We start from the raw sequence: 13,009 nt of genomic DNA, 5'->3' as shown, positions 1-13,009 counted from the left end.
TCCTTTTTTCTTTGTACGTTTTCACAGACCATTGTATTGTAAGCTATGATCTTTTTTTGACTATTTGTTCGGATGATATGGGTATTTACGAAGCATGTGTTATTAAGAAAATTATTAATGTTGTAATTTGGAATAAGTCGTTGTATAATATAAAAGTAAGTACATTACTTAAAGGAGGATACTTAATTTATGTCTAAAGATTTTTTTGCTGCAATTCAAGATAGACGTTCGATCTATCCAATTGGAAAAGATGTTAGTGTGTCCGATGAAAGAATCCAAGAAATCGTCAATGAGGCTGTAAAACATACACCTTCTTCTTTTAACTCACAAAGCGCAAGAGTGGTTGTTCTTCTTGGAGAACAACATGATAAACTGTGGAATATCACAGAGAACACACTTAAAGCGATCGTACCAGAAGAACAATTCGCACCTACAGCTGAGAAAATGGCTATGTTCCGCAATGGATATGGTACCGTATTGTTTTTCGAGGATCAAACCGTTATTGAAGGTCTTCAAACTACCTTTGCAGCTTACGCTGATAATTTCCCAGGGTTTTCACTTCAATCAGCAGGTATGCTCCAATTTGTTATTTGGACGGGGCTTGGAATTGAAGGTTTAGGTGCGACTTTGCAGCATTATAACCCACTCATTGATGATGAAGTGAAGAAAGAATGGAATATTCCAGCATCTTGGAAGCTTCTAGCCGAAATGCCATTTGGTACACCACTTGCTCCAGCTGGTGAGAAACAATTCGCACCATTGGAAGATCGCGTTAAAGTATATAAATAAGATTCTTTCTCTATAGATCATGACGGAATCGAATAGGCCAACATCTTATTTCTTCTATAGAATTAAGATGTTGGTTTTTTATTTATTTTGAGAATGTTGTTTGGTTGGATTATAATGAAATATGCGCAATATTTTATAGTTAAAGACTGAAGTGTGAGGAGTAGAAGAGAAAATGCAGCTTATAGATCAGGCGAGTGTTCAGCTTGTCATAGATAAACTTAAGGAACAAGAGTTATATATTCATCTTGAGATGACTACGGGTGCCTATGCTTCACATTTGGATACAACTAAATTTACAGCTTCGACATTCATTAGTAATGGTCTTGTGAACTATTCACATGGCTCAATTGAGGGAACTGGGCCTTATCGTGTGGGGCTTAAGATAGATCAGGGTTGGGTATATTCTCAAGGATTAACGCATTGGGAAGAGACGGAGACGGAGAGACTCATTCTAGCGGGTCATGATAGTGAAGGGAAATTGGTAGTATCTTTACAATTAAGCAGAGAACCATTCTGATCTAGGGAGAGAAGGAAATAACACATATGGAAAGACAAATTCTTGTTGTACTGCCACATCCAGATGATGAATCATTTGGTATTTCGGGAACATTAGCTAAGTCAATTAGTGAGGGTGTGCCTGTAACTTATGCATGTTTAACTTTGGGGGAAATGGCTAGAAGTATGGGGAATCCACTTTTTGCTAATCGAGTGAGTCTTCCGGCCATTCGTAAGAAGGAGTTAGAGGAATCCTGTCAACATATTGGTATTCAAGATTTACGATTAATGGGGTTCCACGACAAAACCATTGAATTCGAACGACATGAGGACATTGATGCGGTCATAGGATCTCTTATTAAAGATGTTAATCCCTCGTTAGTCATCACATTTCATCCCTTATATAGTGTACATCCAGATCATGATGCAACAGGGGCAGCAGTTATTCGTACGATTGCTAAGTTACCTAAGGAACAAAGACCGGTTGTCCATTGTATTGCATTCTCTCAAGGATGTGAAGATATACTTGGGGCCCCTGATGTTATTCATGATGTCAGCAAGTTCCTTAAGAATAAGATTGGCTCGATTCAATCACATCGTTCTCAGTGGCAATTACCTGTTGATCCAACGATGGTGGAAAGTGACGCCATGAAACAAAGATTCGGTACAGAACGGTTCTGGACATACCGATTTGAATAAAATATAGACATACAAATGCCCCTAAAAATATTAGGGGCATTTGTATGTCTATTCCCCTTAGTGAATTTGAATTAAAAGTAAATAAAATATACAATTGGTAAATAATGAATTGGGGATATTCACAAAACTAATCCAAAGGAGCTCATATATTATGACTATACCTGCTTTATTTAAATCATTCTCATCAGGAAACCTTACTCTTTCCAATCGCATCGTCATGGCGCCAATGACACGTGGTTTTTCTCCAGATGGAATTCCAGGTCACAACGTGGTTGATTATTATCGCCGCCGGGCAGCCAATGGGGTAGGGCTCATCATTACGGAAGGCACTGGAATTAATCATCCTGCCGCAGTAAGTGGAGCGAGCATTCCTCTTTTTCATGGAGATGAGGCATTGAACGGATGGTCTCAGGTTGTGAATGCGGTTCACGAAGCAGGAGGGAAGATCATGCCGCAGTTGTGGCATGTCGGTATGGCACGCCGCAAGGGGGATCTGCCGAACCTCGAAGCGCAACCGATTGGACCTTCGGGGTATAATATTTCCGGAGAACAAGTGACTGAACCGATGACAGAAGGCGAGATTGAAGAAGTGATTAAAGCTTTTGGGCAAGCTGCAGCGGATGCCAAACGAATCGGCTTTGACGGGATCGAACTTCACGGAGCCCACGGTTATTTGATCGACCAGTTTTTCTGGGAGAAAACCAACCGTCGTACCGATCGTTACGGCGGGGATGCAATTGGACGCACCCGTTTTGCCGTGGAGGTCATTGAAGCATGCCGTCGTGCTGTCGGCCCTGATTTTCCCATAATACTTCGTTTCTCACAATGGAAGATGGGGAACTATGACGCCAAGTTAATAGAGACACCTGTACAACTTGAACGTTTTTTAGCTCCGTTGTCGGAAGCTGGTGTTGATATATTCCACTGCTCAACTCGACGCTTCTGGCTATCGGAATTTGAAGGTTCGGATCTTAATCTTGCAGGCTGGACCCAAAAGTTAACTGGTAAACCGGCCATTTCTGTCGGATCGGTCGGTCTCGAGACGGAGTTTGTAAGCGCGATGCCAGAGAATAAGGGAATGGGCGACGCCAACCTCGATAAACTCGCTGAAAGGCTGAAAAATGAGGAATTTGATTTAATCGCTGTTGGACGAGTGCTTTTGGGTGATCCAGCATGGGCAGCCAAAATCAGAGACGATCGCACAGCTGAGATCGTACCTTTTACTTCGGAAACATTGAAAACCTTGTTTTAATGTTGAGTTGATTAATTTCATGAAATGAGGAGGAGGAGCACGCCCTGTGGCTCCTTTTTCGTATTTTATTTTGAAAAACCGCTTGTCTATGATATCGTATGCCTAACTTCGAATTCGATATGAATATGGGTAAAGTGAAGGGTCAAATATAACAGAAGTCTCCATAAAGAAAGGATGTATGATGACATGTTGAACAATAAGCGATCTAAGTTCTCAGTTACTAGCTCGCTGCTTATGCTGATGATATGTATTTTATTTATAACAAGTTGTTCTACCCAAGCTCAATCGCCGTCTTCAACACCCAACACGGGAAAAGCGGGGTCAACATCTCCCGATACTCTTGGGAACTCAGAGAACAATACTGACGGGGACACCTCAGAACCAGTGAAAGAGGAAGATCCGATTATTCTAAAAATGAACAAGATGACTATGGAAGAGAAGATTGGTCAAATGATCCTTGCGGGAGTTGAAGGTACCGAACTCGATGCCAGAGCTAAACAGATGATTGCTGAAGAGAAGGTGGGCGGAATCATTCTGTTTTCCAAGAACATCTCGGACTTGAATGGTACGGTAAAATTCATTAAAGACTTGAAGCAGGCTAATGCTGACAATCCTGTTCCTCTGTTCATGAGTGTTGATCAGGAAGGCGGTAGAGTTAGTCGTATGCCGAAGGAACTACTATCTATACCATCCAATGGCAGAGTCGGCAAGACGAATAACGCAGTTCTAGCGGAGACGATGGGTAAGCTTCTCGCTCGGGAACTTCTTCTTACAGGGTTTAATGTGGACTTTGCGCCTGTACTGGATGTGAATAGTAATCCGAACAATCCCGTCATCGGAGATCGCTCATTTGGTAACTCTGCCAGTCAGGTTACGAAGCTAGGCATTGCCGAGATGAAGGGATTAAGAAGTGAGGGTGTCATTCCGGTCGTCAAACATTTTCCCGGACACGGTGATACTGCGGTTGATTCCCATCTCGAACTGCCCGTTGTGAACAAGACATTGGAACAGCTTAAGAAGCTGGAATGGATTCCCTTCGAAGCTGCTATAAAAGAAGAGGTAGAAGCGGTGATGGTCGCTCATATTTTATTTCCAAAGCTTGACCCTGATAAGCCAGCTTCGTTATCTAATGCGATCATCGGTCAGCAGCTACGAGGAGAACTCAACTACAAGGGTGTTGTGATTACTGATGATCTAAGCATGGGGGCAATTATGAAGAACTTTGATCTACATGATGTAACGATTGATACCGTCAAGGCAGGAAGTGATATATTGCTTGTCGCACATAGTTATGACAGAGCGAAGCTGATCTTTGACACCCTCATGCATAGTGTGAAGGACGGAACTATTTCGGAATCACGCATTGATGAAAGTGTGTATCGGATATTGTCATTGAAGAGTCGTTACCAGCTGGCGGACAATTTGAAACCAACAGGGAATATGAAGGATCTCAATAAAGACATCGAAACTTGGCGAAAACAGGTTAATGCTCGAAAGTAGAGGCGGTTAGATAGACGACCCCTAAGGTATTAGAGGTCGTCTTTTTGTGTGTACTTATGATCAGAATACACAAGATGATAGCGGATGTATAAATGATTTCAGTCCTCGATAATGTTAAACTGAAGTAGCCAGCTAGGATGACCCGGCTGTCACGCAAATCACCAAGACAGTTAAAGGAGCATGAAAATGACTGAAAAAGAAAAAATGTTAAGTGGTAAGCTCTATAAGGCGTTTGGGGAAGAGCTTTTTGGAGAACGACAATATGCAAAAGACTTGGTCTTTGATTACAATACGCTACGACCGAGTGAAGTTGAACAACGTCAAAGCATTATGAAGAAGCTTTTAGGACAGACAGGTAAAGAATTTTTTATTGAACCGCCTTTCCGTTGTGATTATGGCTACAATATTTACATAGGAGAAAATTTTTACTCCAATTATAATTGCGTTATTTTAGATTGTGCGAAAGTAACGATTGGGGATAATGTTCTGTTTGCGCCGAATGTAAGCCTATTTGCAGCCGGGCATCCTGTAGATCATGAACTAAGAAATACCGGAGAAGAATATGCTTTTCCCATTACGATAGGCAATAACGTCTGGTTGGGCGGAGGGGTCATTGTCAACCCAGGCGTTACCATTGGAGATAATACCGTAATTGGTTCAGGAAGTGTTGTTACGAAGGATATTCCTGCCAATGTGATTGCTGCAGGGAATCCGTGTAAAGTAATCCGGTCTATTAACGAAGAAGATAAAGTGAAATATTTCAAAAATCGAACTGTCGATTAAAATTTCTACTGCTTGAGAGAGTTACGAGTGTTCATTTAGAAGAGATGCTGGAGATACGAGTTTATGCTATGCTATATGGATACTTAAGCAATAATGAAGTGATATGAAGGTAATACAATGAACTGAAGGAGGAAATACAATTGACAGTTAATAATCAATCGATGTTCGTTTTTGTAGGATCTTATGCAGAAGCGGATCATAGTGGAGTGTACGTATATTCTTTTAACAAAGGTACGGGTGAATTATCACTATTAGACGAATTTACGGGGCTTAAAAATCCAACATTCTTGAATGTTGATCCTGAGCATCGCATCCTATATTCCATCTCAGAGACTCAATCTGCTGAAGGTGCCAAAATAGGAGAGGCAGCAACTTTTGCCATCGATCCAACTTCAGGTGCACTAAGCTTGGTGAATCGAAATGTTACATTGCAGTCAAGCACCTGCCATATTCAGAGAGATGTTAACAATTCCTATCTTATCGTTTCGAGTTACCATGGGGGAACCGTAGGTCTCCTCTCCATTGAGAAAGACGGTCGTGTAGGAACTCTGCTCGATGTTAAGCAACATGAAGGACATGGAGCAGATCCGGAGCGCCAAGATCGACCGCACCCGCACTCCTCTTTTTTTAGTCCAGACGGAAAAGTTCTGTTCGTACAGGATCTGGGGTTGGATATCATTCAAGCCTATAGAATTGATGCAGGTAAATTAGTAGATGCAGGTAAAACCGAGCTACACCCCGGAGCTGGGCCAAGACATCTAGCCTTTCACCCTAATGGACAATATGCATTCGTTATTAACGAGGTCGATTCGACGATTACATCTTTCACTTACACTGCTGAAACGGGTCAATTAAACAAGATAGAAACCGTTCCAACGTTACCTTCGGAGTTTAAAGAAGAGAATACATGTGCAGAAATTACGGTTTCAAGTGATGGTAAATATGTATATGGTGCGAATCGTGGTCATGATAGTATTGTTGTTTATGCATTTGATGAATCTGCTGCCAAGCTCACATTAGTGGAGCATGTACATACAGAAGGCGCGCATCCTAGACACTTCTCATTAACACCAGAAGGTGATTACATGATTGTTGCTAACCGTGACACAGACAACATGGCCACTTTCCGTGTGGATCAAGAAAGTGGTAAGTTGACTTATACAGGGCACAGTGTCAAGGTATCTAAGCCTGTATGCGTGCAACCTTACTATTTGTAATTTATTATTTATTATATATAGCCCTGACCTTATAGTCAGGGTTTTTTTCGTGCTATAGGTTAGGACGAAGAATGTTTATCGACCCATGTTAGTATGTATAGATAGAGTATTTAATTGTGTTGAACTATTCTTACATTTCCATAAGGATCCATGGTATAGTTTAGTTGAATATAATGTAATAAATACAAGATAATTGATGAATCTTTGGAGTATTGAAAGATATTTGTCGAACACTTCTCTTATCAAGTTTGTTAGCGGTTCCAATACTATGGAAAAGGTGGTGAACTCAAATGGAACTTTGGGCAATATGGCTAATTATTGGTATTATCCTCTTCGTTGTCGAAATGTTAACTCTAACGTTTTATTTACTTTGGCTTGGAATTGGAGCTTTTGTAGCTGTTGTTGTGGCTTTACTATTTCCTGATTTAATAATAATTCAGACAATCTCAGGATGTTTTGTTGCTATTCTCCTGACCATTTTCACCAAACCATTGACTCAGCAAATTCGTAATTCTAAAGGGTTCAAAGATGTTATTGATGAATTGGTTGGCAAACAGGGTGTTGTTATCGAAGAAATACCAGAGGGTAAGTACGGTATTGTAAGAATTGGTAATGAAACTTGGACGGCATCATCACATGAATATTTACCTCAGGGTCAGATGGTTATTGTTACACATCGAGGGAATACAATCATAGAAGTACAAAAATGGGGAGGCGTTTCTTAATGGGTTTCATAATTGCACTTATTATTCTATTTATCGTTGTAGTATTTGTAGCACTAACCGTTAAAATTGTACCGCAGCAAAGAGTTGGAGTGGTAGAACGACTGGGTAAATTCCATCGTCTACTCAATCCAGGATTAAATATTCTAATTCCGATTATCGACCATGTAAGAATTTTTCATGATCTACGGATTCAACAAGCGAATGTACCTCCGCAGACGGTTATTACTAAAGATAACGTACAGGTGCAGATTGATACGATTATTTTCTATCAAGTGGTTGGACCCGAAGAGGCTACCTATGGCATATCTGATTATGTTTATGGTGTTCGTAATATTTCTACGGCAACGATGCGTCAGATTATTGGTAAGATGGAGCTTGATGAAACCCTCTCTGGTCGTGAGAAAATATCCATAGATATTCGTCTAGCACTGGATGAAGCTACTGAGAAGTGGGGCGTTCGGATTGAACGGGTAGAAGTTATTGACATTCAACCTCCCGTTGATATTCAAGAAGCGATGGATAAGCAAATGAAGGCTGAGCGAAGTAAACGTGCCATCGTTCTTGAAGCTGAGGCTGCGAAGCAGGATATGATTCTGCGTGCAGAGGGAGATAAGCAGAGTAAGATTCTGAAGGCTGAAGGGGATAAGGAAGCTCGTATTCGTCAAGCAGAGGGATTAGGTCAAGCGCAAGAACTTGAAGCACTGGGTGAGGCGAAAGCGATAGAAGCGGTTGCTGAAGCAGAGAAGAGACGGATTGAACTCTTGCGCGAGGCGGGTCTCGATGAGAACGTACTGGCATATCGGTCATTTGAAGCTTTGGGAGAGATCGCTAAAGGACCAGCTAACAAGGTATTCCTTCCAAGTAATGCGGTTGAAATGTTGGGTAGTCTCGGTGCAATCGGGGAGTTGTTCAAATCTAAGAACACGGATAATAAAGCATAAGTAAATGACTACGATCTAGGAAAAGTCATGATTGTTGACGCCCCTCTAACTAGAATACTCAAACCCCCTTATGTTTCCTGAGGGAGTGAGTATTCTAAGTTAAGAGGGGTATTTTTATGGGAAAAAGCAAGGGATTCACAACCTACGGCTATGACAATATCAAGTGGAACACTGTAGGATCTTTGGAAAAAATCATTAATAAACATTACTCTTCGTATTCTATGGACGAATTTACGGTTTTAGAGGCGTTAAATATAACGTTGGAGACTTTTATTTTGAGGATATGAAGTCTCCTAAAGAATTTAATGATTTTGAATCTCTATATGATGAAGATACAGTTTCGGAGTTATTTGATAATGAAGATGAACATATGAAAAGCATGTATCGAAATGAATACGATGTAAAGGATGAACTAATCAAGTTAGGTCATCATTCACTTGCGGAAGCACCGGAGGACAGATTGCTCTAAACGAGCGGTTTGTCTTTTTTTGTCCAAATTTGTAGCTTGTAGATTCTATAATTTGAAAGGAGATTTGAATGATGAAAGCGAATGTATACTCATCAAGTCAATATGTCATATTGGATTGTGCAGAGAATGGTGATGTGATTGTAGAAACCCCTTATATCGAAAAATGGATTGAGGCGATTAAAGTGTTCCTGGTCGGAAATGGGATGCTATGGAAAAATGCTGGGTGATTTCAGGGCGAAAATCAACAATTCTGGTACTGTGTCATGTATTAGAGGACGTGCCTGTAGAGTTGAAAAGCCCTCCATTGGTTGAGCGACTTCCTGAGCTCCTACAACTTCAAACTGGTGATGAGAAGGCTGCTTTACAAAAGCTGAGGGACACTTTAAAAATGAAAGGGTATAGTATCAAAACTCAAAAGGCCTATATCGGTCATGCTGAACGTTACTTGCGGATGTTGTCGATTCCGTTAAGGGACGCTGAATCTCAGCATACTCGTGCATACCTATTGAAATTGTCTGAAGAGTCGCGATCATCATCTTATGTGAACCAAGCAGTTAGTGCTCTGCGGTTCTGGCTTGTTACGGTGCTGGACCGTAGCGATTTGAAGCAATGGATTAGGCCGAAGCGGCCAAAGAAACTTCCTGTGGTTCTATCTGAGGGAAGGACCGATTCACTGTTCTCTCCAGTGCAGCTTATGCTATGCTACAGAATTATATAGAGACTCAACCTATAGTCAAGTACTTGTTCCCAGGAGGAAAAGGTCTTGATCATCATCTTACTGAGCGGTCTCTGCAACATGTTTTTGAGAGAGTTATACGTAAAGCGGGAATCTCTAAGCCAGCTACAGTACACACGCTGCGACACTCCTTTGCTACTCATCTATTAGAGAACGGCACGGATCTTCGATACATTCAAGAACTACTAGGACACGCAAGCTCGAAAACAACCGAAATCTATACCCATGTCAGCATCAAAGATATTCGCCGCATCCAGAGTCCTCTGGATCGGATGGGGACGGGAATGAACGAGGACGAATAACTTCGCCTATCACCCTACTGAGAAGATTAAAGCGAACTCGCCTATCCATCTGTATGATAGGGATATGTGAGTGCGCAGATTAGGAGTTATGCGTAATACCCTGTAGTGCATTATATCAAGATCATTTTTAGGGAGGTATTTGCAATGCGGAAGATTTTTTTATCTAGGCCAATAGCAGACTTGAAGAATGAATATATAGATTTTTATCAGGAATGGAAAGAAAGCGGTGAAGATATGGTTCCATGGGTCATAAGTAAGGGCCCTGAAGATTTTGAGGAAATGATGAATTGGCTTTTTGATAATGAAAGAGGAGTAAATCTACCAGAAGGATGGGTACCAGATTCAACTTTTTGGTTAGTTTCTGAAGATAATAAGATAATAGGAGCTGTGAATATAAGGCATGAATTGACAGGATTTCTAATGAACAGAGGAGGGCATATTGGTTATGGAATTCGTCCTTCAGAAAGAAGGAAAGGATATGCAACAAAACTGTTGAGTTTATCTCTTAAAGAAGCAAAAAAATTAGGGATAGACAAAGTACTTGTTGTATGTGATGAATCCAATATTGCTTCTGAAAGGACCATTATTAGTAATGGGGGGATTTCAGACAATAATTTTATTGAAGAGAACGGAAACGTAATTAAGAGATATTGGATAAACATCTGATAGTTATTCAAAGAAGAGGTTACTACGCATAACAGCATATTCACGCTTCAGGCCATTTGGCCCTCGGTCCGGACTGGAGTTAGATGAGGATTCTAGGATGCAATTGGCAGTAGCAAGGAAGTAGAATCAGCCGGACCCAACCGCATCGCTCTTTTAGGGTGGTGGGACGTCGCGAATACATTTACGTTAGGTGAAATTCAGGAAAGGATGAACAAAATGGATATAAATTATTTTACTATACTCCAATTTTTTAATAATGGACTTATAGGAGTAATTCTGGGAGGTACTATCGGATTTTTGATAAGTTTATATTTTGCAACAAGATGCAGGCTATCTTATCAAAGCTTGACTTATATTGAAGATGATAACTTAAAATACCCTTTAAATACATATATCGCTATTTGGAATTCGGGAAATAAAGTTATTAGAGCAAGTGATATTACACTTCGTGAACCATTAAGAATTATTGCAAAGAAGTCACAAATTATAGACCAACCTCAAATAAAGAAATGTCCAAATACAGCCAATAATCTCAACTTGGAACTAATTGATGAAAAAGTCCATATTAACTTTGATTATCTTGATCCAGGAGATGGTTTTCTATTTCTTATAACTCATGGAAAGGGTCTTATTTCTCTTGAAGGAAAGATTATTGGAGGTAACTGTCGGTTCTGCGGTGATATAAAATTTTATGATGGTAGACTTGGTGTCAGAAAAGTATGCTCTGTATTAATCGTATTGGTAGCATTTTTGTTTTCGCTTAATATTTCAACAGGTTATTTGCCTCTCGCCTTTAATTCTGTAAATGTATATTATTCTATGTTATTAGTATTTGTTTTAATAGCTATTTTTGGTTTTTGTACTGCCAATAAGCAATTTCCAGCTAACTTGCGTATTAAATTGCCAATAAAAAAACGAATTGTCAGTCATAAGAATATAGAAAAGTTAGAATTTCGATGATGCCCTGAACATCACCTAACACAATATTCTCGCTGCGGGCCAAACGGCCCTTGACCTGCCAGAAGTTTTTCGAAGATGTTAAGTCAGGCAGATACATCCATTCCCCTAAGATAAGAGCTATCTAAGGGGAATGGACGTCGCGAATACGGAAACGTTAGGCGAAATAATATTCAAAAGATCTGTGTAGACCCTCACGAAAGGAGAATTCTTATTCATGCCAATTTCAAATAAAACAAGGAAAATATTATGGGGTAGATCTGGAAACAGATGCTCTATTTGCAAGCACGAAATGGTTGTTGAAGCTACAACTAATGATGATCCATCAGTTGTTGGTGAAGAGTGTCACATAATATCTGGACAAGTTAATGGTCCAAGATATAAACCTGAACATCCTATTGAGAAGATCGATTCAAACGATAATTTAATATTATTATGCAGGATACACCATAAGATGGTTGATGATCAACACGAGACATTTACAGAAAGTATACTTAAAGAAATGAAAGAAAATCATGAAAAATGGGTTACAGAGAGACTTAATCAACAAGGCATTAAAGAAGATAAGCCTGTAAGAATTAGAAGGATTAAAGAGAATATACCTTCAGTATTACCTATGATTAATAGTGGTAAAGAACTTATTGCTATTATAGATGGTGCCCTTGGTTATCAGTTTGATCATGATGAACCTAAGAATGAAGAAGAAGTTGAATTAATATCTAGTTTTTTACAATACGCTCAAGATCTTGGCGGTTTACTAGGCGAATTTGAATCAGGTGAGCGTGTTACATATGGATATGAACTAACTAAATTAATTAATGAATTATTAGATAACAACTATTTTGTATTTGGAGCACGAGAATTAAGGATATTGGAGGGAGGGAAAAGTAAGCCTTCTAATTGGCCAATTGCAATTGTCTACATTCGGCACAAAGATAATATAGAAATTCAGAAGATCGATTTAGCAGAATCAGAGAAGTGAATATTAAATCGCCTAACACAGCATTCCTGCTGCGGGCATTCGCCCTTGATCGCTTAGAAGGATTTTCAAGGAGATTAATCAGGCGATACATTTAACCAGCTAAGTCTAACGACCCGTTCCCTACAGTCACTTAAGCTGCTTGAACGTCAGGAATGCCAAACGTTATACGCAATTACTGGGATTGGTTTTTGAAAGAAATAAGCTGGAGAAATTAATTAAGAATATGATGAAATTTCAGGGAAGTATGCAGCGCAAAAAAATGTATACGATGAAATTCGAAGATGCACCTGCGGGATCAGTAAAAAGATTTGTAAGTATGTCGAAGAAGCCAGTAACTGCGTATAACATAGCATTCAAGCTGTAGGGCTATCACCCTTTGGTTGTCACGATGTATAATCATGAAAGAAGCACAGACAACAAATGACCCAGCCTAAGATAAGAGCTATCTAAGGCTGGGTCATTTCGTGAATGCACAAACGTTATGTGAAATCAGCAT

18 protein-coding genes are annotated in these 13,009 nt (G+C 39.9%); all 18 read left to right on the top strand.

Translation table 11 applies throughout. The features are described 5' to 3' along the window. Positions 1-189: 189 nt before the first annotated feature. The 18 genes from UB51_RS11685 to UB51_RS28255 all read left to right on the top strand — a co-directional run bounded on the left by UB51_RS11685 (position 190) and on the right by UB51_RS28255 (position 12,877). The gene (locus UB51_RS11685) at positions 190-789 is read left to right on the top strand and encodes a nitroreductase family protein (RefSeq protein WP_044877440.1); all 600 of its coding nucleotides are present in this window, start codon (positions 190-192) and stop codon (positions 787-789) included. Positions 790-961: 172 nt separating this feature from the next. Beyond that, positions 962-1,306, top strand: coding sequence for a YojF family protein (locus UB51_RS11680; RefSeq protein WP_044877439.1), 345 nt, complete (start codon positions 962-964; stop codon positions 1,304-1,306). 26 nt (positions 1,307-1,332) lie between these two features. Continuing rightward, on the top strand, positions 1,333-1,983 hold the full coding sequence (gene bshB2 / locus UB51_RS11675; RefSeq protein WP_044877438.1) for a bacillithiol biosynthesis deacetylase BshB2: 651 nt from the start codon (positions 1,333-1,335) through the stop codon (positions 1,981-1,983). Between the two features lie 151 nt (positions 1,984-2,134). After that, positions 2,135-3,235 carry an NADH:flavin oxidoreductase gene (locus tag UB51_RS11670; protein ID WP_044877437.1) on the top strand — a complete coding sequence of 367 codons (1,101 nt, stop codon included), beginning with the start codon at positions 2,135-2,137 and terminating at the stop codon, positions 3,233-3,235. A gap of 186 nt (positions 3,236-3,421) precedes the next feature. Further along, a complete protein-coding gene (gene nagZ, locus UB51_RS11665) occupies positions 3,422-4,735 on the top strand; it encodes a beta-N-acetylhexosaminidase (protein ID WP_234405614.1) in 1,314 nt (437 codons plus the stop codon). 186 nt (positions 4,736-4,921) lie between these two features. Continuing rightward, positions 4,922-5,518: a sugar O-acetyltransferase gene (locus UB51_RS11660; protein ID WP_324607767.1), complete on the top strand. Its 597-nt coding sequence runs from the start codon at positions 4,922-4,924 to the stop codon at positions 5,516-5,518. Positions 5,519-5,679: 161 nt separating this feature from the next. After that, complete coding sequence (locus UB51_RS11655; RefSeq protein ID WP_082063300.1) at positions 5,680-6,735, top strand: lactonase family protein; 1,056 nt, start codon at positions 5,680-5,682, stop codon at positions 6,733-6,735. A gap of 290 nt (positions 6,736-7,025) precedes the next feature. Next, positions 7,026-7,460: an NfeD family protein gene (locus UB51_RS11650; protein WP_044877434.1), complete on the top strand. Its 435-nt coding sequence runs from the start codon at positions 7,026-7,028 to the stop codon at positions 7,458-7,460. Continuing rightward, positions 7,460-8,401, top strand: coding sequence for an SPFH domain-containing protein (locus UB51_RS11645; protein WP_082063122.1), 942 nt, complete (start codon positions 7,460-7,462; stop codon positions 8,399-8,401). The genes UB51_RS11650 and UB51_RS11645 overlap by 1 nt, the downstream gene beginning before the upstream one ends. A gap of 116 nt (positions 8,402-8,517) precedes the next feature. Further along, on the top strand, positions 8,518-8,688 hold the full coding sequence (locus UB51_RS28265) for a hypothetical protein (protein WP_160297261.1): 171 nt from the start codon (positions 8,518-8,520) through the stop codon (positions 8,686-8,688). Then, complete coding sequence (locus tag UB51_RS11640) at positions 8,685-8,870, top strand: hypothetical protein (RefSeq protein ID WP_044877432.1); 186 nt, start codon at positions 8,685-8,687, stop codon at positions 8,868-8,870. The genes UB51_RS28265 and UB51_RS11640 overlap by 4 nt, the downstream gene beginning before the upstream one ends. A gap of 68 nt (positions 8,871-8,938) precedes the next feature. Further along, positions 8,939-9,097 carry a hypothetical protein gene (locus UB51_RS28260; RefSeq protein ID WP_160297260.1) on the top strand — a complete coding sequence of 53 codons (159 nt, stop codon included), beginning with the start codon at positions 8,939-8,941 and terminating at the stop codon, positions 9,095-9,097. After that, positions 9,079-9,588, top strand: coding sequence for a phage integrase N-terminal SAM-like domain-containing protein (locus tag UB51_RS26440; protein WP_082063121.1), 510 nt, complete (start codon positions 9,079-9,081; stop codon positions 9,586-9,588). Before UB51_RS28260 ends, UB51_RS26440 begins: the two co-directional genes overlap by 19 nt. Beyond that, positions 9,570-9,908 carry a tyrosine-type recombinase/integrase gene (locus UB51_RS11630; RefSeq protein WP_052675886.1) on the top strand — a complete coding sequence of 113 codons (339 nt, stop codon included), beginning with the start codon at positions 9,570-9,572 and terminating at the stop codon, positions 9,906-9,908. Before UB51_RS26440 ends, UB51_RS11630 begins: the two co-directional genes overlap by 19 nt. A gap of 144 nt (positions 9,909-10,052) precedes the next feature. Beyond that, positions 10,053-10,574, top strand: a complete 522-nt coding sequence (locus tag UB51_RS11625) for a GNAT family N-acetyltransferase (protein WP_044877431.1) — start codon at positions 10,053-10,055, stop codon at positions 10,572-10,574. Between the two features lie 216 nt (positions 10,575-10,790). Further along, the gene (locus UB51_RS11620) at positions 10,791-11,534 is read left to right on the top strand and encodes a hypothetical protein (RefSeq protein WP_044877430.1); all 744 of its coding nucleotides are present in this window, start codon (positions 10,791-10,793) and stop codon (positions 11,532-11,534) included. Positions 11,535-11,748: 214 nt separating this feature from the next. After that, complete coding sequence (locus UB51_RS11615) at positions 11,749-12,513, top strand: HNH endonuclease (RefSeq protein WP_044877429.1); 765 nt, start codon at positions 11,749-11,751, stop codon at positions 12,511-12,513. A 223-nt stretch (positions 12,514-12,736) separates the two neighbouring features. Beyond that, positions 12,737-12,877 carry a hypothetical protein gene (locus UB51_RS28255; RefSeq protein ID WP_160297259.1) on the top strand — a complete coding sequence of 47 codons (141 nt, stop codon included), beginning with the start codon at positions 12,737-12,739 and terminating at the stop codon, positions 12,875-12,877. The last annotated feature ends 132 nt before the right edge of the window (positions 12,878-13,009 follow it).

Origin of the sequence: Paenibacillus sp. IHBB 10380 (genome assembly GCF_000949425.1) — a bacterium.
In the GTDB taxonomy this organism is placed as follows: domain Bacteria; phylum Bacillota; class Bacilli; order Paenibacillales; family Paenibacillaceae; genus Paenibacillus_AQ.
This window is presented reverse-complemented; position numbering and strand designations above follow the sequence as displayed.